At 42.9% G+C, this 25,142-nt stretch carries 19 protein-coding genes; 3 read left to right on the forward strand and 16 right to left on the reverse strand.

Annotated features, from left to right (window positions below; all coding sequences use genetic code 11):
• Positions 1-55 precede the first annotated feature (55 nt).
• The 8 genes from FOC72_RS06055 to pcrA all read right to left on the reverse strand — a co-directional run bounded on the left by FOC72_RS06055 (position 56) and on the right by pcrA (position 13,027).
• The gene (locus FOC72_RS06055) at positions 56-4,237 is read right to left on the reverse strand and encodes a GBS Bsp-like repeat-containing protein (protein WP_002895905.1); all 4,182 of its coding nucleotides are present in this window, start codon (positions 4,235-4,237) and stop codon (positions 56-58) included.
• 64 nt (positions 4,238-4,301) lie between these two features.
• The gene (gene tpiA / locus FOC72_RS06060; RefSeq protein WP_002895906.1) at positions 4,302-5,060 is read right to left on the reverse strand and encodes a triose-phosphate isomerase; all 759 of its coding nucleotides are present in this window, start codon (positions 5,058-5,060) and stop codon (positions 4,302-4,304) included.
• 280 nt (positions 5,061-5,340) lie between these two features.
• Positions 5,341-6,195 carry a dTDP-4-dehydrorhamnose reductase gene (rfbD, locus tag FOC72_RS06065; protein WP_002895907.1) on the reverse strand — a complete coding sequence of 285 codons (855 nt, stop codon included), beginning with the start codon at positions 6,193-6,195 and terminating at the stop codon, positions 5,341-5,343.
• A 261-nt stretch (positions 6,196-6,456) separates the two neighbouring features.
• Complete coding sequence (locus FOC72_RS06070; protein ID WP_002895908.1) at positions 6,457-7,941, reverse strand: glucosyltransferase domain-containing protein; 1,485 nt, start codon at positions 7,939-7,941, stop codon at positions 6,457-6,459.
• Complete coding sequence (locus FOC72_RS06075) at positions 7,938-8,864, reverse strand: glycosyltransferase family 2 protein (protein ID WP_002895909.1); 927 nt, start codon at positions 8,862-8,864, stop codon at positions 7,938-7,940. The genes FOC72_RS06070 and FOC72_RS06075 overlap by 4 nt, the downstream gene beginning before the upstream one ends.
• Before the next feature lie 100 nt (positions 8,865-8,964).
• On the reverse strand, positions 8,965-10,245 hold the full coding sequence (locus tag FOC72_RS06080) for an O-acetylhomoserine aminocarboxypropyltransferase/cysteine synthase family protein (protein ID WP_002895910.1): 1,281 nt from the start codon (positions 10,243-10,245) through the stop codon (positions 8,965-8,967).
• A 98-nt stretch (positions 10,246-10,343) separates the two neighbouring features.
• Entirely contained in the window at positions 10,344-10,742 is a 399-nt protein-coding gene (locus tag FOC72_RS06085; RefSeq protein WP_002895911.1) for an NUDIX hydrolase, read from the reverse strand.
• Positions 10,739-13,027 (reverse strand): DNA helicase PcrA, encoded by a 2,289-nt coding sequence (gene pcrA / locus FOC72_RS06090; RefSeq protein WP_002895912.1) that lies wholly within the window; start codon positions 13,025-13,027, stop codon positions 10,739-10,741. The genes FOC72_RS06085 and pcrA overlap by 4 nt, the downstream gene beginning before the upstream one ends.
• 259 nt (positions 13,028-13,286) lie before the next feature.
• On the opposite strand from pcrA, the gene FOC72_RS06095 reads away from it, so the two are divergent.
• The gene (locus tag FOC72_RS06095; RefSeq protein ID WP_032914321.1) at positions 13,287-14,483 is read left to right on the forward strand and encodes a cation diffusion facilitator family transporter; all 1,197 of its coding nucleotides are present in this window, start codon (positions 13,287-13,289) and stop codon (positions 14,481-14,483) included.
• Positions 14,484-14,515: 32 nt separating this feature from the next.
• Here FOC72_RS06095 and FOC72_RS06100 read toward each other — a convergent pair whose 3' ends face one another.
• The 5 genes from FOC72_RS06100 to FOC72_RS06120 all read right to left on the reverse strand — a co-directional run bounded on the left by FOC72_RS06100 (position 14,516) and on the right by FOC72_RS06120 (position 21,900).
• Positions 14,516-15,253 carry a hypothetical protein gene (locus FOC72_RS06100; RefSeq protein WP_032914194.1) on the reverse strand — a complete coding sequence of 246 codons (738 nt, stop codon included), beginning with the start codon at positions 15,251-15,253 and terminating at the stop codon, positions 14,516-14,518.
• A gap of 139 nt (positions 15,254-15,392) precedes the next feature.
• The gene (gene lepB / locus FOC72_RS06105) at positions 15,393-15,950 is read right to left on the reverse strand and encodes a signal peptidase I (RefSeq protein ID WP_002895916.1); all 558 of its coding nucleotides are present in this window, start codon (positions 15,948-15,950) and stop codon (positions 15,393-15,395) included.
• Between the two features lie 182 nt (positions 15,951-16,132).
• On the reverse strand, positions 16,133-17,638 hold the full coding sequence (gene pyk, locus FOC72_RS06110) for a pyruvate kinase (protein ID WP_002895918.1): 1,506 nt from the start codon (positions 17,636-17,638) through the stop codon (positions 16,133-16,135).
• A gap of 56 nt (positions 17,639-17,694) precedes the next feature.
• The gene (pfkA, locus tag FOC72_RS06115; protein ID WP_002895919.1) at positions 17,695-18,705 is read right to left on the reverse strand and encodes a 6-phosphofructokinase; all 1,011 of its coding nucleotides are present in this window, start codon (positions 18,703-18,705) and stop codon (positions 17,695-17,697) included.
• Positions 18,706-18,789: 84 nt separating this feature from the next.
• On the reverse strand, positions 18,790-21,900 hold the full coding sequence (locus FOC72_RS06120; protein ID WP_302479830.1) for a DNA polymerase III subunit alpha: 3,111 nt from the start codon (positions 21,898-21,900) through the stop codon (positions 18,790-18,792).
• 180 nt (positions 21,901-22,080) lie between these two features.
• On the opposite strand from FOC72_RS06120, the gene FOC72_RS06125 reads away from it, so the two are divergent.
• Positions 22,081-22,788 (forward strand): ABC transporter ATP-binding protein, encoded by a 708-nt coding sequence (locus tag FOC72_RS06125; RefSeq protein WP_002895923.1) that lies wholly within the window; start codon positions 22,081-22,083, stop codon positions 22,786-22,788.
• Positions 22,789-22,802: 14 nt separating this feature from the next.
• Positions 22,803-23,636 carry a hypothetical protein gene (locus tag FOC72_RS06130; RefSeq protein ID WP_002895925.1) on the forward strand — a complete coding sequence of 278 codons (834 nt, stop codon included), beginning with the start codon at positions 22,803-22,805 and terminating at the stop codon, positions 23,634-23,636.
• A 42-nt stretch (positions 23,637-23,678) separates the two neighbouring features.
• On the opposite strand, the gene FOC72_RS06135 is transcribed toward FOC72_RS06130, so the two are convergent.
• From FOC72_RS06135 to asp5, 3 genes are all read right to left on the reverse strand, one after another.
• Positions 23,679-24,374, reverse strand: coding sequence for an LrgB family protein (locus tag FOC72_RS06135; RefSeq protein ID WP_002895926.1), 696 nt, complete (start codon positions 24,372-24,374; stop codon positions 23,679-23,681).
• Positions 24,367-24,747, reverse strand: coding sequence for a CidA/LrgA family protein (locus tag FOC72_RS06140; RefSeq protein WP_002895927.1), 381 nt, complete (start codon positions 24,745-24,747; stop codon positions 24,367-24,369). Before FOC72_RS06140 ends, FOC72_RS06135 begins: the two co-directional genes overlap by 8 nt.
• 173 nt (positions 24,748-24,920) lie before the next feature.
• Positions 24,921-25,142, reverse strand: coding sequence for an accessory Sec system protein Asp5 (gene asp5 / locus FOC72_RS06145; protein ID WP_002895928.1), 222 nt, complete (start codon positions 25,140-25,142; stop codon positions 24,921-24,923).

Genomic DNA, 25,142 nt, shown 5'->3' on the forward strand with positions numbered 1-25,142 from the left:
ACAATCCAAAGACAATTGAGAGGCTAGGACTTTTGTCCCAGCCTCTTTTGTATGTTTATTTATAACGAGGTGTCGCAAAACCACGGATATTTCCATGACCGATGCGGTAAGTATTGCGTTTAACTACGTTATTGCTGTTGCCTTCAATCGTGTGAATGATGCCATTTTCTACTTTTTCGACAATACCGATATGATCAGCCCAGCCATCATTTTGCTGGGTATCTTTGTCCCAGTTAAAGGTGATAATATCGCCTGCGCTAGGAGTCGAATTGCCATCTTCATTCCAGATACCTAGTCTTTGGAAAATATGAATATGACGCTCTACGCCACACTCGCGGCCGATAAGATCGCTCAAGCCCTCTCTTTGGAAAATAACTGTAGTAAAAATGTCGCACCAGTCATCCGTGTTCTTCACAGCATAGCCAACTGGCAGCGGTCTGACACTGTTATAATCGTTGACCAAGCGCTGATGCTCAGCACTGCCTCCCCTGACACCTACCATAGCAGCTGCCGCTGCAAGAACACGGTCTCGCTGACTAGCTGCCTGAGGACGGTTTACAGAGATAGAGGTCTTTTCTCCACCAGCTCCCTGCAGCTGATTTTGATTATTTAAGTAATACAAGTGAACATTGTACTCACCTGCATTATTCTTATGGTCACGCGCATATACATGCTTACGATAAGTACCGTCAGCCTGACGATCCGCTGTGTACCATTGGACATCATCTTGGCCATTCGCTTCTGACCAAGTCGGCAGGTAAACTGTCTTGAGACCTTCTGGTGCCACAATGCCTGATACTACAATATCAAAATCTCCAGTGTCACTATTCTTATTTTGAATACTGATTTTACCCTGTGGCTTACTGATTGACACATTGGTCTTGATGCCACCTGCTCCTGCTAGCTTGCCATCATTTTGGACATAGTAGAGATGTACATTATATTCGCCCTGAACGTTGTTATGGTCGCTCGCACGAACTCGCTTCTTATAGGTACCATCCGGCTGACGTTCTGCGTTGTACCACTTGATATCATCCTGACCATTGGCCTCTGACCAAGTTGGCAGGGAAACAGTCTTGAGACCGCCTGGAGATACAATATCTGAAACCACAATATCAAAATCGCCAGTTTCGCTGTTACGATTTTGGATACTGATTTTGCCCTGTGGTTTAACTGCTGACACATTGGTTGTAGTACCACCAACACCGACTAACTGCCCGTCGTTACGGACATAGTAAAGATGGATATGATACTTACCAACTGAGTCTTTATGTTTACTAGATTCAACAGTAACTTTATAGGTACCATTAGCCTGCTGAGTAGCTGTATACCAAATAATATCATCTTGACCGTTAGCTTCAGACCAAACCGGAACACTGACAGCAGACACTTCATAAGGGGCAGAAACGTTTGAAATCACAACATCAAAACTGCCGTTGACATTATTCTTATTTTGAATACTGATGTTGCCCTTCGGCTTGCCTAGAGAAACATTAGTCTTGATGCCGCCAGCACCAACCAGCTTGCCATCATTTTGCACATAGTAGAGATGAATATTGTACTCGCCCTCAACATCTTTGTGATCACTCACACGGACTCGCTTACGATAGGTACCATCCGGCTGACGTTCTGCGTTGTACCACTTGATATCATCTTGACCATTGACCTCTGACCAGGTTGGCAAGGAAACATTCTTAAGACCGCCTGGCGATACGATATCTGAAACTACAATATCAAAATCGCCAGTTTCGCTGTTGCGATTCTGGATGCTGATTTTACCTTGCGGCTTACTGATAGAAACATTGGTCTTGATGCCGCCTGCTCCTACCAACTTGCCATCATTTTGCACATAGTAAAGATGCACATTATATTCGCCTTGGACATTGTTATGGTCGCTCAGGCGAACTCGTTTCCGATAAGTGCCATCAGCCTGACGCTCTGCGTCATACCACTTGATATCATCTTGGCCGTTGGCTTCAGACCAAGTCGGCAATGATACGCTCTTGAGACCGCCTGGAGAGACAATACCCGAAACCACGATATCAAAATCGCCAGTTTCGCTGTTTCGATTCTGAATGCTGATTTTGCCTTGGACTTTTGGTCTCTCAATGGAAATAGTCGTTTTAGTGCCGCCCACACCGACCAAGTTGCCGTCATTCTGCACATAGTAAAGGTGCACATTGTACTCGCCCTCAACATTATTGTGATCACTCAGACGGACATGCTTACGATAAGTGCCATCAGCTTGACGCTCAGCGTTGTACCATTTAACATCATCTTGACCATTCACAGTAGACCAAGTTGGCAGAGAAACGCTCTTCAGACCGCCCGGAGATGAAATACCTGAAACCACGATATCAAAATCGCCAGTTTCTTTGTTTCGATTTTGAATACTGATGGTGCCCTTAGGTTTGCCAAGAGAAACGGTCGTTTTAGTGCCGCTTACACCGACCAAGCGGCCGTCATTTTGGACATAGTAGAGATGAACATTGTACTCGCCCTGCACATGATTGTGATCGCTTATGCTTACCCGCTTACGATAGGTGCCGTCGGCCTGACGTTCAGCAGTATACCACTTGATATCATCTTGGCCGTTGGCCTCTGACCAAGTCGGCAGAGAGACAGTCTTAAGACCACCAGGGGATGAGATACCTGAAACCACAATATCGAAATCACCAGTTTCGCTGTTACGATTCTGAATGCTGATTTTGCCCTGTGGCTTGATGACAGATACATTAGTTGTAGTACCGCCAACACCGACTAATTGACCGTCGTTGCGGACATAATAGAGATGGACATTGTACTTGCCAACTGAATCTTTATGTCTGCTAGACTCAACAGAAACTTTATAAGTACCATTGGCCTGCTGAGTAGCTGTGTACCAGATAATATCGTCTTGACCATTAGCTTCAGACCATACTGGAACACTAACAACAGACACTCCATAAGGAGCAGAAACGTTTGAAATCACAACATCAAAGCTGCCGTTGACATTATTCTTATTCTGAATACTGATGTTACCTTTTAAAGGCTGCTTAGCAAGAGCAGACTGCTGGGTAAATCTCCCAGTGTAATCAACGCTATGGTCAAATACATGCTTGCCAGCTAACAGCTGAGCCTGAGCTGTAAACTGCCATGCTCCAGCGCCACTATTGTATTTGAGAGATTTAGCTCCATCAAGATTTAAATTAGAAGACGGATACTGGGCAACCCAGAAGTTGCTATAGCCAAATTGCGATGTACTAACCGGTCCCTTGCTGCGAAGATTATTTTGATCCAGCCAGCTAGCACTGGTATAGTACATCAGGTTAGAATAACCCAGTCTGCGCATCTCATCCGCCCAAGCCTGGGTATGCTGGTTAATCCCATTTTGCATTTTAGGATCTTCCATGTCATTGACCATGACTGTGTTTTTAGGCAGACCTAGTCTATTAGCAAAGGCTGCATAATAACGAGCTTCAGCTCTCGCTTCTTCATCACTGGTATAGTGCGAGAAGGCATAGGTCGATACTTGTAAACCAGCCCCCTGCGCATTTCTCACCTGAGACTCGGCAAATGGATTGGTGTAATGGGTTCCTTCAGTTAGTTTGACAACGACACCGCCAACCCCTTGCTGGGCTAATTTACGATAGTCGTCTACGCTGATATGGCCATTGTGGCTGCTGACATCTACAAAGGAAGTACCTTTAATCTCTGCTTGGGAATTCCCGCGGGCTGCCTGAGCCTTTGACCCAGCATTATAAAATACAGTTTTTCCAGCATTACTAGCTTTTGGTGCTGATGCTACTGCAGGACTGGCCTTTGGCTCTGAGGTAGTAGCAGAATCTGCAACAGAAGATCTTGCTTTTGCTGACTGATCAGCTGCAGTTTCATTCTGATTAGAAGCATTTGCATCTGACTGAGTTTGCCCTTCTGGCTTAGCAGGGGCTGTTTGTACCTCTGCAGTTGCTGATTGAGCTGCTCCTCCAGACTCAACAACTGTTCCTACAGCATTCGTTACTTGCTCCTCTTGCTTAACTGCTTGAACTGACTGTTCTGCAGATGATACTGCTACAGTCGGCTGATTAGACGTTTGTGATGCAGCCGCATTCACTATCTGATTCTGGGAACTAACAGACCTTTCTGTTTTTAAAACTTCTGACTCAGCGATCGTATGTTCCTCGGCTTTTGCAACATTGGCAGTCGCTGCCAACAAAATAGCCGTACTCGCTAAATAAACCAATTCTTTCGATTTCAACTTTTCTCTCCAACTTTTAAAAAACTTGTCACCTTTGGGAGGACAAGTCTTTTTTCAACATTTTTTATTTTACAAAATCAAGCAATGCCAAGAAGCTTTCAGCTTCAAGTGATGCACCACCAACAAGAGCACCGTCAACATCTGGACAAGCCATGTAAGACGCAACATTTTCAGGTTTTACAGAACCACCGTACTGAACACGAACCTTGTCTGCTACTTCTTGACCAAAGTCAGCTGCTACAACGTCACGAACTGCTTTACACATCTTTTGAGCGTCGTCTTGAGTTGCTGACTTACCAGTACCAATAGCCCAGATTGGCTCATAAGCGATAACCAGTGAAGCCACTTGCTCTGCTGTCAAGTCTTTCAATGCTGCTGATACTTGAGCACCAACGAAATCTACAGCTTTGCCAGCTTCGTAAGTTTCAAGCGACTCACCACAGCAGATGATTGGTACCAGACCATTGCGGAAGATAGCGTGCGCTTTTTTGTTGATGTCTTGGTCTGTTTCATGGAAATAATCGCGGCGTTCTGAGTGACCGATAACGATGTAGTCAACTCCAACTTCTGCAAGAACTTTAGGGCTGTTTTCACCAGTGAAGGCACCTGCATCTTCAAAGTAAGCGTTTTGGGCTGCAACTTTAAGATTGCTTCCTTTAGCTGCTGCCAAAACAGTTGTCAAATCAAGTGCTGGAGCAGCGATACCAGCTTCTACCAAGTCTGAAGAAGGCAGCTTAGCAGCAACCGCTTCTACAAAAGATTTTGCTTCTTCAGGATTTTTGTTCATTTTCCAGTTACCAGCAATAAATGGTTTACGTGACATATTCACACACCTCTTCTATTTTATTTATAGTAACATTGTAACACAGTTGCATGAAATAATAAAGGTTATCCACAGAATTTCATCAAATTGAAACATCTTTATTTTAAGGGGATAAGATCTGTGGAAAATTCTTCTCGTTATCATTTCCCACCCTCATCTTCAAGCCAAATCTTTCTCCAGCAGAGCACGCACCTGAAAATCACTTCTTCAGGCTGCTAGAAGAAAAAACAGAACCTAGTCTAAGACTAAGTTCTGTCGCTGTTATCAACTTCAAAGAGAATCACTGTTTCTTCTCTTGCTTGTAAAACTCTTTTAAGGCATCCTGCCAAGTCGGAATGACAAAGCCTGTAGCCTTAGCCTTGGTCAGACTCATAGTTGAGTTGAAAGGCCGCTTAGCCTTGGCTGGGAACTTGCTGGAATCAACCGGCTGGACTTCCACATCTGTATCTTTGAGAATTTCTACTGCAAAGTCATACCAAGTGGTATCCTCTGCCGCATCATTAGACAGATGGTAATAACCAAATTCCTTTTGATTTTCAGCCAGATGAGTCATAAACTCAGCCAGCGTACGAGTCCAAGTCGGACGGCCATGCTGGTCATTGACTACAGTCAAAGTTTTGTGCGTCTTGGCAAGATTTTGCATGGTAAAGACAAAGTTTTTACCGTAGTTACCAAAGACCCAGGCAGCACGGATAATATAGAAACGGCTGGAATATTTCTCAACCAGCTCCTCACCCATGCGCTTGGTACGGCCATACTCTGTCTGTGGATCCGGCCGGTCATCTACTTCCCATTCCTCTCCGACAGGCTTTTGTCCGTCAAAGACATAGTCTGTTGAGATGTAGACCAAGGTCGCTCCGTGTGCTTCTGCTGCTTTTGCAACATTTTCGGTCCCGGTCACATTGATGGCATAGTCCAGCTCTTTTCCTTCGTCCTCAGCCGCATCAACTGCAGTATAAGCTGCGCAGTGATAAACCAAGCTTGGCTTGACTTCCGCAAAGACCTTGTCCACCATTTGCGCATTGGTAATATCCATTTCCGCCACATCAACAGCCACATACTCCTCATTGCGCTCATCCAAAAGATAGCGGAGCTCTGTACCCAGCTGTCCATTTGCACCTGTAATTAAAATCATTTGTCTTTCCTTTCACATCATAAACATTCAATAAGTTTATTATAACAAAAAAAGCAGAAAAAATCTGCTTGGTCGAATCATACCTCTAGTCTTTTTTAGGAAATAAAATCTCATACTTTTTACACTCCATATATAAATGATGCAACATTATGCAAGTGATAATCAGAAAACTTAGCATCATTTTAAATTGACTGTATAAACTTTAACAATGCATAATCATATTAAAATGAATCTTTTCTTTATTTCTCTCTTAGAAAGATTCTACTTCATGATAACAAATAATTCATTATTTTTAAGATAAATATTATATAACTTTGTTTCTTCAAGTAATGTATAGTTTTCACTACTAAAATCTATATTAGCAATATCGATTAATTTGAAATCGACGTTTAAATTCGTTATGCTATTAAATCTCAATGTCATATCCCAAGAAACATTTGTATTTGGCATAATCAAACTTTTTAACATTGGATAAACAGAAGCTGTATTGCTAAATACTGGCGAATCAGAAAGAAAGCGATTCACATTAATAACTGTTTTTTCGGGTGTAATGTACTTGTTTAGAGAGGAAGCTAGCAATATGCTCTGCGCTTTGAACATTTCATTTTGTTGTTTTAAACTGCTTACATAAGTAAAAGAGAAAGATAAGAAATAAAAAACTAATAATCCCGAGACGAAGGACTTCCCTCTACGTAGAATTTTACTCTTTTCAACGCACTCTAAGCTAACAATTAAGATAATCGCTAAAAAAATTCCGAAACCATATTCATATCTTGGTCTCATAAGATAATAAGGATTAGACAAAATCAAATAAGTTCCATAACTAAATACACTTCCTAAACTTAGCCAAATCAGCATGTAAATAAAGTTTAAAAGGAATTTAGTACTGGATAAGCGAATCACACTGATAGTTAAGAGAAATATAGCAATTATCGTTAATAAAACCCAGATAGTTGAACTTTGAAAAAATATATTGTTCAAATATCCTGTAGCATTCACCCCAATTATTTTAATTATCTCTAATCCCTTTGGAATATCAGCTTGATCAGCAAAAATAGGAGGCTTTATAAAAAGTTGTATACGATATAAAAGCAAACCAACTACATAAGACAAGATAGAAATAACAATTTTAGGAATTTTATCTTTAAAATAACTTCCTTGCAATAATTCTAAAAATACTAGCGTCATGGTTACAATAATGTACACTCCTGAAGAAGCTTGGTATGAATTGCACATTAAGAATATACCAACAACTGACATAACTCCAAATATTTTTTTATTATCCCAGAAAATAAATGGAATGATAGAAACTAATATACTTAAAGTCATAAAAGGATTGTCAAATCTAAAACTTAATGGCTCTAAAAACCACGGATTAATCCCTATAATAGTTGAAACAGATGCTGTTATAAAAGAAATCTTTTTATTGGGATATAAGACAAATAATAAAATTAAGCTCGCTAAAGTTAAAAAACAAGCTGACAGAATATTTGAAGTCAAGCCTAGTTCTGTCAGATGATCCCCACCTTGTATTAAACGAGCGGAATACTCACTTAAATATCTTGAATAATGTTCAGAGAATTTTGAATAGCCTTGTAATTGTCTTCCAATATCATCAATATAGGGATACTCAGCTAAACCGATATTAATATTGACTACTGAATAAATAATAAAAATAACTAGGGCAGACGATTTATTTAAAAGAAGATAGTTTTTAAAATCAGAAAAACGTTTCTGGAAAATCATTTACTCTTCTCCTTAATCACATAAATCGGCCGATGCTTGGTTTCCATAAATATTTTACCAATGTATTTACCCAGTATGCCGATGGTCAGCAGCTGGAAGCCGCCGATAAGGAGAATGACAGTCATAAGGGACGGCCAACCCGATGTCGGGTCACCAAAAACCAAGGTGCGAATAATAATCACTGCCATCAGGATGAAGGCTAAAATCCAAGACAGGATACCTCCTAAAAAGGCGATGTTGAGCGGCGCATCAGAGAAATTAACGATGCCTTCCAAAGAATAGTTGAATAGTGACCAGAAATTCCAAGAGGTCTTACCAGCTACTCGTTCAACATTTTTGTATTCCAAATACTCGGTATTGAAGCCAACCCAGGCAAAAATCCCCTTGGAGAAGCGATTGTACTCTGAAACTTCCAGAATAGCTTCTACCATCTGGCGGCGCATCAGGCGGAAGTCCCGCGCACCATCTACCATCTCTACCTGACTAATCTTGTTAATCAGCTTATAGAACAGATTAGCAAAAAAGCTCCGGATAGGTGGCTCTCCCTCGCGAGTAGTCCGACGAGTCCCCACGCAGTCCAGCTCAGGATTCGAGTCCAGCATGGCCTTCATCTCAATCAGGAGCTCAGGCGGATCCTGCAAATCTACATCCATGACCGTCACAAATTCCCCTCTCGCCTCTTGCAAACCAGCATAGAGGGCTGCTTCTTTTCCGAAATTGCGAGAAAAGGACAGATAGTGCACGTCTGGACAGCGACTGCTGAGCTCACGCAAAACAGCCAAGGTCCGGTCTGTCGATCCGTCATTGACAAAAATATATTCAAACTGGTCACGGATTTGGTATTTGACCGCTTCCATAGCTTCATGAAACAGAGGAATAGACTCTTCTTCATTGAAACACGGAACAATCACCGAAATTGTCATTTTAATCTCCTACTATTTTATATATTTCATCCTATTATAACAAAAAACTAGGCGAAAACCTAGTTTTATTCTCATTTTCACAGTCTAGAGGCCTTGAAAATTAGATAGATTCCAAGGCGATTCTCAAATCCTCTATCAAGTCATCCACATTTTCCAAGCCGATAGAGAGACGAATTTGATTTGGTGTAATGCCTGCTGCCAGCTGAGCTTCTGGTGACATCTGACCGTGAGTCGTCGTAGCTGGATGGACGACCAGGGACTTAGCATCTGCTACATTGGCCAAGTCAGAGAAAATCTCTAAGCTGTCAATAACCTTACGAGCTTCTTTCTCTCCACCTTTGACATTAAAGGTGAAAATAGAGCCCACACCTTTAGGGAAATATTTTTCTGCCAAAGCATGGTAAGGACTGCCAGCGAGCTTGGGATAATTGACCTGCTCGACCTTAGGATGCTCTGCTAGGAAATCTACAATCTTCTCGGCATTGGACACATGGCGCTCTACACGCAAAGAGAGAGTTTCCAACCCCTGCAGGAAGAGAAAGGCATTGAAGGGAGACATGGCTGCGCCCGTATCGCGCAAGAGCTGAGTCCGGACAGCAGTAACAAAGGCTGCTGCTCCAACATCACGTGTATAACTGATATCATGATAGCTCGGGTCCGGATCAACAAACTGCGGAAACTTGCCAGAAGCTTCCCAGTCGAAACGACCGCTGTCCACAATCACACCGCCAATGCTGGTTCCATGACCACCGATAAACTTGGTCGCAGAATGCACCGCGATGTCCACTCCATGAGAAAAGACATTGATCAGATAAGGAGTGGCAAAGGTATTGTCGGAAATCAGCGGAATTTTATGAGCATGAACCAGCTCTGCCAAAGCATCAAAGTCTGGAATATTAATCAGCGGATTGCCCAAGCTTTCAATCAAAACCAGCTTGGTATTGTCCTGAATGGCCACTTCTACTTCAGCCAGATTTTCAATATCCACAAAAGTCGTGGTAATGCCATAGCGAGGCAAGGTTTCCTTGAGCAGATTAAAGGTACCGCCGTAGATGGTAGAGGCTGCCACTACATGATCGCCAGCATGAGCTAAGGCTAAAATGGTATAGGTAACAGCTGCCATACCAGAAGCTGTTGCTAGAGCTCCGACTCCACCCTCCAAAGCTGCAATGCGCTCCTCAAAAGCAGACAGGGTCGGATTGGTAATCCGAGTGTAGATATTGCCCGGTTTGCGCAGGGCAAAGAGATCTTCTCCCTCCTGAGTATCATCAAACACATAGGAAGTTGTCTGGTAAATAGGCAGAGCCCGCGACTTGGTTGTCGGGTCAACTGTCTGTCCAGCATGAAGTTGCAGGGTTTCAAATTTAAATTCACGTGTCATAAGGTCACCTCACTATAGTTATGTGATAAGTCTACCACTAAACGCCTCACTTGACTAATAGAATTTCCTTATCAAAAGAAATAAAGAGAAGCTATATCTTATAGCTTCTCTTTTATAATCTCAAAAGTCGCTTGATTGCTGGGCCAGTACAACTGCGACGAAACTTTGTCTAAAGCTACCCACTGAGCTCCCACATGCTCATCAGAAATCTGGATTGCCTTCTGTTCAGTCAGAACTAGAAAGAGATTTTTGTGGATAGTCAGATTTTCATCAATCTTTACTGTGAAATTTCCAAGACCCGTCAGGTTTGAACAAGCTAAGATCAAGCCTGTCTCTTCTTTTATTTCACGAAGGCAGGCCTCTTCTGGGCTCTCACCACTCTCAATCCCACCAGTAATGGGCTGCCAAAAGGAAACTTTCTCAGCTTCCACTTTCAATAGCAAGATTTCTCCATCCTCTGGATGATAGATCCAGGCTTCAATTGACTGCCTCATCATGATTTTTTCTCAATCGGTGCTATGCTGGCCAGCACTTTCTTCAGACCGACTTCTGAGAAATTAATCTTAAGCTCTTGACTGTTTCCGCTGCCAGAGACTGCCAGAACTGTCCCATCTCCCCATTTCTTATGGTGGGCAATATCCCCGATAGCCCAAGCAACTTCTGGCTTAGATGGCTGGCTCTGACTGCTCTTTCCAAAAGGCAGACTGCCTGTAGAAATCGAGCTTGGTGCTGCCTGACGCTTCCGTTCTTGCAGGGCCTGGGCCAGACTCATGCCTTGACCGAATTGACTGGTATCACTATTGGTATAACTAACCTTAAAGGAGCTATTTGACGGTCGAGCCAGTCCCTGATAGTCTAGCAAGTCTGAGCTGATTTCTCTCAAAAAGCGTGTAGGATGATTATAGTTGGTTTTACCATAAAGCATACGGGAATTAGCATTGGTCAGATAGAGAATCTTCTCTGCTCGGGTGATGCCAACGTAAGCTAGACGTCGTTCCTCTTCCAACTCATCCTCATCTTCAGACGCCCGACTTAGAGGGAAGACATTTTCCTCCATACCAACCAGAAAGACGACCGGAAATTCCAATCCCTTGGCTGCGTGGAGGGTCATCAGAGTCACTTCGGAACTCTCCGTATCTCCGTCATCTGTGTCTGCAATCAAGGCTAAGTCATTGAGAAAACGGCTGAGCTTATCAAGACCAGATTCATCAGCAGGATTATCTGGACTTTCATCAAAGTTCTTAGTTACAGACAGGAATTCTTCGATATTTTCAATCCGTGCTTGGCTTTCCAAGGTTGCTTGGGCAGCCAAGGCTGCAGAATAGCCTGTCTTTTCCAATACGGCTTCTACCAGCTCCGTTACTGTAAAGTCGTCCAAGCGCTCCCGCAAATCCAGAAGCATATTGGCAAAATCATAGACCGCCTGAGCCGCTTTTCCCTTGACCGGAGACAGCAAGATATTGGCCGACGCATCTAGCAAGGAGATTTCCTGACTGGACGCAAAATCCCGAATTTTCTCCACCGTTCCTGGTCCGACACCACGCTTAGGCTCATTGACCACGCGTTCATAGCTGATATTGTCGCTAGGGTTGGCGATGAGATTGAGATAAGAAATAACATCTCGGATTTCCTTGCGGCTGTAGAACTTGGTTCCACCGACCATGGTATAGGGAATATTGGACTTTAGCAGGGCTTCCTCCACTGTCCGTGACTGGGCATTGGTCCGGTAAAGAACTGCAAAATCCTTATGACTATATCCTTCTCGGCTCAGCTGATCAATAGTTCGGGCGACAAAAAGAGCCTCATCCTGCTCGTCATTAGCCCGATAGTAGACAATTTCCTCACCGTCTTCGTTTTGAGTCCAGAGATTTTTAGGACGGCGGTTGCGGTTGTTTCGGATGACTTCATTAGCTGCCTGAAGAATGGTCTTGGTGGAACGATAGTTTTCCTCTAGCAGAACTACCTTAGCTTCTGGATAATCCTTTTCAAAGTCCAGGATATTCTGCATATCGGCTCCCCGCCAGCCATAGATAGACTGGTCAGCATCTCCGACTACGCAAATATTCTTAAAGCGGGAAGCCAAGAGCTTGACCAGCTGATACTGAGCATGATTGGTATCCTGATACTCGTCCACATGGATGTACTGGTAGCGTTGCTGGTAGTAGGTCAAAACGTCAGGATTTTGATCAAAGAGTCGCAGGGTCAGCATGATTAAGTCGTCAAAGTCCATAGCCTCAGACTGGCGCAATTCCTTTTGATAGGCCGTGTAGCACTTAGCTACAATCTCTGTATACATATCACCAGCTAGATTTGCATAGGCTACCTCATCAATCAGGTCGTTCTTAGCATTGGAAATAGTTCCCAGAATGGCACGCTCATTCCACTTTTTAGGGTCCAGATTGAGATTTTTGAGAATTCGCTTCATCAGAGTCCGCTGTTCGCCAGGATCAACGATCGTAAAGTTGCGGTTGTAGCCAATATGATCTGCTTCTCGTCTCAGAATACGCACACACATGGAGTGGAAGGTAGCGATTAAGCAATCTTGGGCCTCCGTTTTAAGTTTTTCAGCCCTTTCTCTCATCTCCCGCGCCGCCTTATTGGTAAAGGTAATGGCTAAGATATTCCATGGATTGACCATTTTTTCATCAATCAAATAGGCAATGCGGTGGATCAGGACACGGGTCTTACCCGATCCAGCTCCCGCCATAATCAGCAAAGGCCCTTCTGTTGTTTGAACCGCCTCAGCCTGACGGTCATTCATACCGTTTAATAAAGGATGCATTTTTCTTCCTCTTTCAAAGTCAATGCTACTATTATAACAAAAATCCTGATGAAGCTAAACCAGAAAGAAGAGGAATTTCTGATTTTAGATTAGATTTTCGGCAAAGTCATTTAAGGCACCCTAAGCCCGATTCAAATTGAAAATCAGGCCTATTTTTGCTATAATATGCCCATATGAGACTTAGAGTACCTGTCCAGAGATGACATTTTTTCGCAAGTCTCTTTTCCATTCTGCTGCCCCACTAGAAAGAAAGGCTGTCATGAAAAATCCTAGTAACAATCTGAAGCTAGCGGAGAGAGGAGCCATCCTGTCCATCGCTACCTATCTGATTCTCTCAGCGGTCAAGATTATCGCAGGCTCGACCCTCCAGTCCTCCAGTCTGACGGCCGATGGCTTCAACAACGTCTCTGATATCGTGGCTAATATCGCCGTTTTAATTGGCCTGCGTATGGCTAGAAAACCAGCCGACCGTGACCATCGCTTTGGCCACTGGAAGATAGAAGATCTGGCCAGTCTCATCACATCTTTCATCATGTTTTTCGTTGGATTTGATGTCTTGATAGAGACCATTCAGAAAATTATTTCCAATCAAGAGACCAAGCTTGACCCAGTTGGTGCCGTGGTCGGAATCATCTCGGCAATCATTATGTTAGGTGTTTATTTTTACAATAAAACACTGGCTAAAAAAGCTCACTCCAAGGCTCTGGATGCCGCAGCCAAGGATAACCTATCAGACGCTGTCACTTCTATCGGCACTTCAGTTGCTATCATTGCCAGCGCCTTTAACTTTCCAATCGTTGATAAGCTAGCAGCCATTATCATTACCTTCTTCATTCTCAAGACGGCCTACGATATCTTTATGGAATCTTCCTTCAGCCTGTCCGACGGATTTGATGAAAGCCTGCTGCAGGACTATAAGCAAGCTATCTTGGAAATTCCTAAAATCACTCAAGTCAAGTCACAGCGCGGCCGGACCTATGGCAGTAATATATATCTGGATATTATCTTGGAAATGAATCCGGATTTGTCTGTTTTTGAAAGCCATGAGATTGCGGACCAAGTTGAGGATATGCTTATGGAGCGCTTCGGAGTCTTTGATATTGACATTCATATTGAGCCTGCTCCCATTCCCGAGGATGAGACGCTGGACAATCTTTACCCAAACCTGCTCATGCGTGAACAGCTCGTGGAGCAAGGCAACCAACTGGATACACTTCTGTCCGCCGAATTTCTCTACATTTCCCAAGATGGCCGACAGCTAAACAAGGCTGAATTTCAGGCAGAAAGAGCCTCAAAAACTCCTCTCAAAAACGTTGAACTGCTTTCTGTCAGCCAGAAAACCAAACTCATCCGCTATGAAATGGACGGTGTTATCCATACCAGCCACTGGCGCCGCCACGAAGTATGGCAAAACATCTTTCACCAAGAGACACGAAAAAACCAGTCTGATGATTAAGTCAGTCTGGCTTTTTCATTGCAACACATCCTTCATTTCCCTGTATAATAAATAACAGTAATATTATCTAGACTTTGCAAATTTGTTGGTTTCTCTTTAGCTTTCAGGCCGTCTTTTTCAGGATTGTCAGACAAATAATAGTTGTCATAGCTATCATCTAGGTCGGTATAAATCTTTATCTTATCATTAACAAGTAAAGCAGCATATCTTGCCTGTCCAAAAGGCTTTCTTGAAATCTTTGTAAATTCAATTTTTTCAACATTTTCATAGTGATTCAGTAAAAATAAAGCCAGCCCCTCTTCCTGGTTGCGTACCTTTACTTTTTCCTCAGTCGTCAGCCAAGCATTTTCTCCAGAGTAAATAACATCTGTCTCACCCGTATCTTTAAAATTTGTGACCTTCTCTTTCTTTTTCAGACGAAAAGTCAATTCTGTCGAATCAGTGTGAGAATCATCATTTATATTATAGCTTTCATCCTTTGACTCCAAAGAAATATGTGGGATATAACTGGTGTCATTTACAATGAGACTAACGGAATCCCCTTTCCATAAATTTCCCTTGGAAAATTCATCAAATTCAATTTTTTGAACATCTTCATAATGATTAATGATATAAAGTGCAAGCTTTTGCTCTTTCTTATGAAGCTCTGTCATTTCTGTATCTGACATCCATATTTTTTCACCATCTCTATTTACTATGCTGCTACATGCAGTCAGAAAACTCAGAGCCAGTATAACCAAAAATAATATTTTTGTCTTTCTTGACTTCAAAAGCACTCTCCTTTTTGCGGTCTTTTGATATTAGTATACCATATCAGGACAAGTATCTTTATGTTTACTTGTAACTTTAAAGTTGATTTTCAAAGAAAAAACCAAGGCTTGCCCTGCCTTGGTTGAAAATAGACTTCAATTATTTATTCTTAATAAAACCAAATTCATTAAGCGGTGAGAGTCGGAACTCCACTACTCCCTTGATTTGACTGGCTTTGATGAGCCCAAATTCTCGGCTGTCCTTCGTATTTTCACGTCGGTCATTAAGAATCAGATAAGAATCTTTAGTAATTTTATCAGACTTTGAATCTTTTAAATCCATAATAGAGAAATCATGAGTATAGTAACCCGAACTTCCTGCTGAAGCCAGATATTTCTCGCGCATTTTCTCGATATACTCTTCCGACATGACCTGACCGTTCAGATAAAGGAGGTCATCCATATAGGTTACCTGATCCTTTTCCTGGGCAATGACCCGGCCGACATAGTCTTTGCCGTCCACTTCATAGAGGACAAAATCCCCACGCTTGATGTCTTGCTTTCTCGTTGCCAAGACCAAGTCATTCTTTGCCAAATAGGAATTGCTGTCTTGCTCAGTCACCCGATAAGGCGTATAAATAAAAACTCTCAGCCCTATAATAATAGCTGCCAGTACTGAAAAAATAATGATATTTCTTAATAAATCTCTCTTTAACATTCGTCTCCCCCATCTCTTTTATACCATTATATCATTTTTAGATAAAATAGACAAAGGGACAATCTTATTTCAAAAATCAAAACGCTGATGTGTCCTTCTTCCCACACAAGATAATGGTCGTCACTTCGACAAGAGAAAAAACCGATGATTTTTCAATCAACGGTTCTTCTTATTATCTTAGATTAACGTACTGTACGGATGCGCATTGTGTTGGTACGAACTGCTTCACCAAGCGGCACACCAGCAACGATAACGATATCATCACCAGATTCAACCAAGCCTTGCTCAACTGCAATCTTTTCAGCGATTTCAAACATATCATCTGTGTTAGATGGAGTTTCAGTAGTCACTGGAATAACACCCCAGTTCAGCATAAGACCACGTTGAGTCAATTCGTCAAAAGTGATAGCTAAGATATCAGCATTTGGACGGTATTTAGAAATCAAGCGAGCTGTGTGACCAGTCTTAGTAAGGGTAACTACCAACTTGATATCCATTGAGTTTGTAGCATCTTTAACCGCTGAAGCCATAACTTCAGTCTTAGAGTTACGCTCAAAGTTATCAGTTGTCAAGCGGCCATATTCGTTAAGAAGGGTTTGAGCATTCTTATCGATAGTCGCCATTGTTGTTACTGACTCAAGTGGGTATTTACCATTTGCAGACTCACCTGAAAGCATAGTTGCGTCAGTTCCATCGATAACAGCGTTAAATACGTCTGATACTTCTGAACGAGTTGCACGTGGTTTTTCTGTCATGGTTTCAAGCATGTTAGTTGCTGTGATAACCACTTTACCAGCTGCATTGACCTTAGTGATGATCATCTTTTGGTAAACTGGAACCATTTCGAATGGTACTTCGATACCCATGTCACCACGGGCAATCATGATACCGTCAGCAGCTTCAATGATTTCGTCCAAGTTATCAATACCTTGTTGGTTTTCGATTTTCGCGAACAATTGAACATGGCCGTTGCCAGTTTCTTCACAGATTGCACGAACTTCGTCGACGTCTTTTGCAGTACGTACGAATGAAATCGCGATGAAGTTGATACCTTGTTCCAAACCGAAACGGATATCATCATTATCGCGCTCAGCAAGTGCTGGGAAAGGAATCTTAGTGTTAGGGATGTTCACACCTTTTTGCTTAGCAATGATACCGTCATTTTCAACGACTACTTCAAATTCACGAGTTGCATCGTCTTTTGAGAAAACACGAAGACCAAGTTTACCATCGTCAACCAAAACTTGGTGACCAACTTCAACATCATCGTAGATGTCAAGGGCACCAGCAACGTTCAAAGCAATCACATCACGAGTTGATTTGATACCTTGCTTAGTAGCAACACGGATTTTTTCACCAGTTTTGTAAGAGTACTCTTTTGCATCGCCTTCAAACAATTCTGTACGAATTTCTGGTCCTTTTGTATCAAGTAGGAAACCAACTTTTTGGCCGGCAATTTCTTCTGCACGCTTAACAGTTGCCATGCGCTCTCCTTGCTCAGCATGGTCACCGTGTGAGAAGTTGAAACGGAATGTGTTTGCGCCAGCTTCAATCAACTTAGCAATGTTTTGAGCTGATGCCTCAACATCCAGCTTTTCTCCCCAATATCCGTCATCACCGAATTTTTTACCGCCGCGGATTTCTACCGCAGGACCTAATGTTGCAACGATTTTTACACGTTTATTCATGATTGTATGAAACTCCTTCTTCTATTTGGCCTCTTGGCCTGAATAACAAATAATAGTTAAATATTGATGCTGCGGTTCAAATCAGCCAAGTCCAGATCAGCCTTGTGCGGATTATTGACAACAATCTTGCCTTCAGCAGTCAAGCTAAAGAGTGCTCCTTCTTCAGCAGTTCCCAGAATTGGGCTTTCAACCATCTGCTCATTGCGGATTCCAACAGCAACTCCGCCGATACCTTCTTTAAGCAGTTTAACAGCATGTGCTCCCATACGAGATGCAAGAACACGGTCACGCGCAGTCGGTGAGCCTCCACGCTGGATATGTCCGAGCTCTGTGACACGCAAATCGCTCATATCTCCAGCTTCTTTCAGCTTCTCAGCGAATTCATCCGCTGACATGACACCCTCAGCCAAGACGATGATGTTGTGTTTCTTACCCTTGGCATAGCCATTCTTAATGCTTTCAACAACTTCTTCGATTTTGAAACCTTCTTCTGGAACGATGATTTCATCCGCACCAGATGCAATACCTGCCCAAAGAGCAATATCACCAGCATTACGACCCATTACTTCGATAACGAAAGTACGGCGGTGACTGGATGAGGTATCCCGAATCTTGTCAATCGCATCCATAGCTGTAGTAACAGCAGTATCAAAACCGATAGTGAAGTCTGTTCCGACGATATCATTATCAATGGTTCCTGGAACACCGACAGCTGGGAAGCCATGTTCTGTCAAGCGCATCGCACCATGGTAAGATCCATCACCACCGATAACAACGACACCTTCGATTCCATGTTTTTTAAGCTGCTCAATTCCTTTCAGCTGCCCTTCAACTTGGGCAAACTCAGGGTAACGAGCAGAGTGAAGGAAAGTTCCACCGCGAGAAATAATGTCACCAACTGATGTTGCATCAAGTGGGTAAATCTCGCCAGCTACCATTCCAGCGTAACCATCATAAATACCGTAAACTTCCATTCCTTCGGAAATTGCTTTACGAACAACCGCACGGATGGCAGCATTCATACCAGGGGCATCACCACCACTAGTCAAAACAGCAATACGTTTCATTTCGCTTTTTGCTCCTTTTTCTTTTTAACATTCTTATAGATTATACCACAATCATCATGAAAATTCTCTTATTTTCCATATTTTTTAACGAAAAATCGTTTTCATAGTATAATTCTTCAATTCCTCTTGCAGCTGCTCCGATTTCTCCACTCGAAAATGCGGTGCAGACATGGTTCGCTTCTCATCTTCATAACGTAGGACGACCGGAATATTGCCGGGGTATTTCTGCAAAATCTGAGATATTTCCCGATCATGTTCATGGCCCGCAAGCTTTATCCAGAAGCGTTCTGTAGTGGTTTCTTCGATATCTGACAAGACCAACTGTAAGCGTCCATCCCGTTCCTGCACCTTGCCGGTCAAGTAGTAAATCCCCTTCTCCTTAATACGGTCACCCAGCTGGCGATAGGTATCAGGAAAGAGAGTAACATCTAGTTTTTTCTTAGTATCTGAAACCTGCAAGAAAGCCATATTCTCGCCCTTTTTGGTCCGGATAGTCTTAATAGACTGGACTTCAGCTAGAATCCTAGCTCTGCTATTTTCGGTCAGCTCACTAATCCAGCTAAAGGGCTGGTCCGCTTCTTTGGCCAGTTTAACCAAGGGGTGATCGCTAAGCCCCACACCGATAATGCTCTGTTCCAGCTCAAACTTTTCGGCATCGCTGAAATCCTGAGCCTCTGTCCAAGAATAGGTCGTATCCGCAAAGAGACTGCCCAACTCATCCGCAAATACAAATAGATTAGGCAGGTTGGCTAGAATTTTTTGGCGATTTTTCTCAAAACTGTCAAAGAGCCCCAGCTGAATCAGAGGAGTCAGCAGAGGAATTTTATGGTAATTCTGAGGCAGACGCAGAATAAAGTCTTCCACCCCAGTAAAGGCGGCATTTTGTCTCTCTTCGATAATCCAGTAGGCCAAATCCCTAGGCAGGCCTTTGATATTTTTCAGACCCAAAAAAATCTTTTTATCCTGAAACTTATCATGGTAGGGAATATTATTGATGCTAAGGGGTGCTGTTTCAAAGTCAAAACTCAGGGCATCGGTGATATAGTCACTGCTAGAATAATTGAGCATGACATCAAAGAAAACATCTGGATAGTGAGCCTTGAAGAAAGCCAACTGAAAGGCCAGAGCTGAGTAGGCATAGGCGTGGCTGCGGTTAAAGCCATAACCAGCAAACTTCTCCATAATAGCAAAGACTTCCTTGGCTTTGGATTCCGAATGCCCTAGCTTGAGAGCACCTGCAACAAAGTCCTCCTGCATGCGATGCATTTCAGCAGCATTTTTCTTACCCATTGCTCTTCGTAAAATATCGGCTTTCCCCAGACTAAAGCCACCAAAACGCTGGGCTACCTGCATAACCTGCTCTTGGTAGAGCATGATACCGTAAGTCGGAGCTAGAATATCAGCCAAACTGTCATCAATCAGCTCCACCTGCTCCAGCCCATGCTTTCTCTTGACAAAATTGTCGATGTAATCACTGGCTCCAGGACGATTGAGAGAAGTCGTGGCCACTACTTCCTCAAAGCAAACAGGCTGAACCCGCTTGAGCAGGCTGATAGCGCCAGGCTGCTCAAACTGGAAAATTCCCTTGGTCTGGCCAGCCGCAAAGAGTTTCAGAGTGCCTGCATCCTCCAAGTCAATCTCTGCAATCTCAATATCTACCTCATATTTTTTCAGGGTTGCTTCTTTCATCCGCTGAACAAAGGTCAGATTGCGCAAGCCCAGAAAATCCATCTTGAGCAGTCCATTGCTCTCCACACCGTGGGCATCATATTGGGTGATATACATGTCCTCACCGTATTTGAGCGGTATCTGGTCTGTCAGGTCATTGTCGCTCATCACAACGCCGGCTGCGTGGATAGAAGTCTGACGGGGATGACCTTCGATTTTTTTAGCAATATCAAAGGCCTTTTGATATTCCAGCTTGCTGTTGATAATCTGACGAAAGGCCATGTTTTTCTCATAAGCAGAGGTCAGACTATCGCCAAAGCGGATTTTCTTGGTAATATTGGTCAGCTCATACTCTGGCAGACCGAAGCGCTTGAAAACATCGCGAATGGCCTGCTTGGCTCCGAAAGTCGAGTAGGTTACAATCTGAGCCGCATGCATGCTGCCATAGCGATCCCGAACATAACGGATAAACTCTGGCCGGTAAACATCAGGAATATCGATATCAATATCGGGCATTGTATAGCGCTCTAGATTTAGAAAGCGCTCAAAGAGTAGGTTATTCTTGACTGGGTCAATCCCAGTAATCTCCAAAGCATAGGCCACCAGACTGCCAACAGCAGATCCTCGGCCCATGCCCATATAATAACCCTGACTGCGACCAAAGCGCAGCAAATCCCAGACAATGAGGAAATAATCATCAAAGCCCATCTGATGAATGACATCCAGCTCCTGATCCAGCCGTTCCTGATAAAGTTTACCTGTTAAACCGCGTTTTTTCAAGCCAGCTTCGGAGCGCTCCCGCAACTCTTCCACGGCTGGTCGCTCCCGATTAAAGCGGGGCAGTTTCAGCTCCCTATTGATATCATAGTGAACATGACGGACTAGCTTCTCAAGATTAGCCAAACTCTCTGGGAAAGTTTCCTTAAAAGCTCCTGCCAGAGCATCTGGTCCCAGCAAAAACTCATGATTGGGAAGGCTGCCAATCTCCCGCAGGCTGGCATTTTCTCGAATAGCCCGGAGCATCTGCAAGGTTTCCAAATCCCCCGTGTCAAAATATCGGACGGTATGCAGGGGCAGGGTTGGCCGACCGAACTCCTGCTTGGGCGTTGCTGGAAAGACACCAACATAAAAATCCAACCCCAAATCCAGATCTGCTACTCCGTCAAAAGCAGGAACAATCACAGCCAATCCCTTAAAGAGATGCTGGAAATCCTCCCAGTTTTTTTGTCCCATCATCTTGAGAGTCGAGACTTTCATCAGATTGCGATAGCCCTGACTGTCTAAGGCCAGCAGACGGAGATGAAGTTCCTGCTCTGCCTTGATCAGACTCAGCTCCAATCCTAAAAGCGGCTGTAGTCCCGCAGATTCGGCTTCCTCTAAGAAATGATAAGCCCCATAGAGATTGTCCACATCCATCATGCCCAGATGACTGTATCCTAACTCCTTGGCTTTCTGCACATATTTCTTTATCGGGATCAAGCTATCCATAAAACTGTAAACAGTTTTGGTATCAAGTTGTATCACCACATTTTTCTCCTTGAACATGCTTTGCTTCTTCTTATAACTATTATACCGCAATTCACTGAATGAGGGAAATAGGAGTTTGACTGAACAGAAAGATTCCATTCACCCTTTCCGGCTTTCTTTGCCATTTTCCTAAGGAAAAGGTATAATAATTGTAAATTGAAGAAAACAAAGGAGACATGTATGAATCAGTATCCTCTGGTCTATCTTGACCATGTCCATAAAAATTATGGCGACGCACCCGCCCTCTATGATGTGAGCTTAAACATCCAGCCTGGCAGAATTATCGGACTTCTAGGTCCTAATGGCAGCGGCAAGACAACTATTATTAAGCTTATCAATGGTCTCTTGCAGCCCACCTCTGGTCATATCTATCTAAAAGGAGTTAAACCTTCACCTGAGACCAAAAGAATCGTTTCCTATCTACCAGATACGACTTATCTAAGCGACAGCTCTAAAGTAATCGAAGCTGTAAAATATTTCCAAGATTTTTATGATAATTTTGACAGCGCGAAAGCCATGCAGCTTCTAAAGGATCTTCATATCGATCCTCAAGTGCGCATCGGAAGCCTTTCAAAAGGTAACAAGGAAAAAATGCAGCTCATTTTGGTCATGAGCCGCCATGCGGAACTGTATATCCTAGACGAGCCTATCGGTGGTGTGGATCCGGCTGCTCGTGACTATATCCTGCAGACCATCATTCAAAACCGCACACCTCAGTCTTCTGTCATCATTTCCACCCACCTGATTGCGGATATCGAGCCAATCTTGGATGAAGTAATCCTGATTAACCAAGGTCAGATTCTTTTGCATGAAAATGCTAATCAGCTGCGTCAACAGTACAATCAATCCATTGATAATCTCTTCCGCAGCCAGTTTCGCTTTTATTAGGAGGTCTTCATTATATGTTTGGAAAACTGTTTAAATACGACTTTAAGTCTAATTACAAATGGTATTGTATCACCTTTGCCATTCTTCTCACTCTATCTATCTTCATGGGATTCATAGCTGGCAGCATCCTAAGACCTGAGGCAATGAATCGCTATAGTGAACATCCATTGTCTATTAGTGGTGTTATCATCACTTTCTATCTACTATTTCTCTTGCTGTTTTCTGCATCTTGCGCAGTCTTTCTATCCAATACCATCATTATTATCCGTCGATTTTATAAAAATGTCTTTGGGAGAGAAGGCTATCTGACTTGGACCTTGCCGGTCACCCCGCATCAGATTCTTCTGTCCAAGCTTCTTTCCGCATTTGTTTGGACCCTCTTGTGTATGCTGACCATGTTTATTAGTGGTTTAGTCATCTTTGGCATTGCTCTTCCCCTTGTAGGCTTTTCATTCAATGAGATTTTTAAATTTATAGACGGAATACAAAATTTCTGGCTATGGATTGTCAAATACGGCTTCCTTAATCTCCTTCAAATCCTTTCTGGTATCCTCTTCTTTTACCTAGCAATCTCAGTCGGACAGCTTTTCAAGAAGAATCGGATTATGATGGCTGTGCTCTTCGGATTTTTGATTTGGACTGTTCTAGCAGTCTTGTCACTCTTCTTACCTAGTTCTTTTGATTCATATGGACTACTTAGTTTATATGATTACAGTTACTCCTCTTCGGACTTTGAACAGATGCTAGATGGCTTCATTATTATCCGAATCGTCTTTGAACTCGTCAAAATTTTCGGTTTCTATTTTACAATCTATGCCATCGTAAAAAACAAACTAAATCTGCAATAAGCAAAACAAGGTTGAAACAAAACGTTTCAACCTTGTTTATTTTTACTTCAGAATAATCGCTGCCACGATGGGGCTGACCAGAACGTACATGAGGCCCGTCACGCCAATCGCAAGTCCTGCCATAGCTCCTGCGACCTGACCGTATTTAAAGGCGGTCCCCGTTCCTACCGCATGGCCTGTTCCCCCTAAAGCTAGACCAATAGCTACCGGGTCTGTGATTTTTAAGAGCTTAAGAAGCGTTGGTCCTAAGACACTGGTCAGAATGCCCGTCGCAACCACCACCACTAATGTCACTGTAGCAAGACCTTGCAGCTTGTCTGTGATACCGACAGCCATGGCCGTTGTGACAGATTTCGGAAAAAGAGAAACAGCCAGAAAGAAATCCATGCCGAAAAACTTAGCCAGTAGAGCAGTGAAGCTGGTATTGACTACAACCGCCGCAAAGGTCCCAATCAAAATACTGCGTGCATGATGCTTCATCAAATGAAAAGTCTTGTAAAGCGGAATCCCCAAAGCAACCGTAGATGGCACGATTAGATTGTTTAAATAGGAGCCGCCGACATAGTAATCCTTGTAGGAAATACCAGATAGTTTCAAAAAAGCAATAACCAAAACTGCTGCAATCAGCAAAGGAGTTGTCAAAGGATGAGGAAATCTCCGAAAAATCAATAGACCGAACAGATAGGCCAAGATAGACAAGGCAAGGCCAAAGAGAGGGTTGCTCCATAAATCAGACATTGCTGGCGTCTCCTTCCTCATAATCTCCTTCAAAACGAGTCTTAATCAGCTGCACCACAACTGCAATCACGCAGACATTGAGCACAATTGCTCCTAAAACAATCAAAATAATCGGCAGCAGATAAGGTGCAATGACCTGAAATTTATCCATGATACCAACTGCAGGAGGCAGAAAAAGGATGGTCATATTTGCCAAAAGAAAATTGCCAACCATGCTGATATGACGCAGGCGCAGGAGCTTAAACTGCAGAGCCAAAAACAGCAAGACCAAACCAATGATACTACCTGGAACAGGCAGTTGGAAAACACTTGAAATCCCTTCTCCAACGAGGGAAATCATAAAAATAATCATCAACTGAACGTATAATTTCATACCAAACCTCCATCACTTGTATATCCAGTTTACTCCTTTTCAGAAAAATATCAAGCTGCTTTCAGAAATTAAAACCTTTACATCCAAAATTTGCTTATAAAAATTCCCTCTATTGTCTGCAATAGAGGGTCTTTCTTATTTAGCAGTCGTCTGAGTAACTTCCTAAACAGATGCTAGAGGGATTGAATCATAAAAAAAATCATGAGAATAATCAAGGCAACGCTTGCCAAAAGAACGAGGATTTTCTTTGCGAGGTGGGTTTCCCAGTAGCCTGACTTGCCAATCGATGTATTAGTTTCTCTATAAAATTGCTGGTTTTCTCTAGGAAGCAGACTAACCAGCAAAATCAAGATAAGGGCTACTACAATGGTAAATGTAATCAATATTGTTTGCAT

The organism is Streptococcus sanguinis, assembly GCF_013343115.1.
Taxonomy (GTDB): Bacteria; Bacillota; Bacilli; order Lactobacillales; family Streptococcaceae; genus Streptococcus; species Streptococcus sanguinis_H.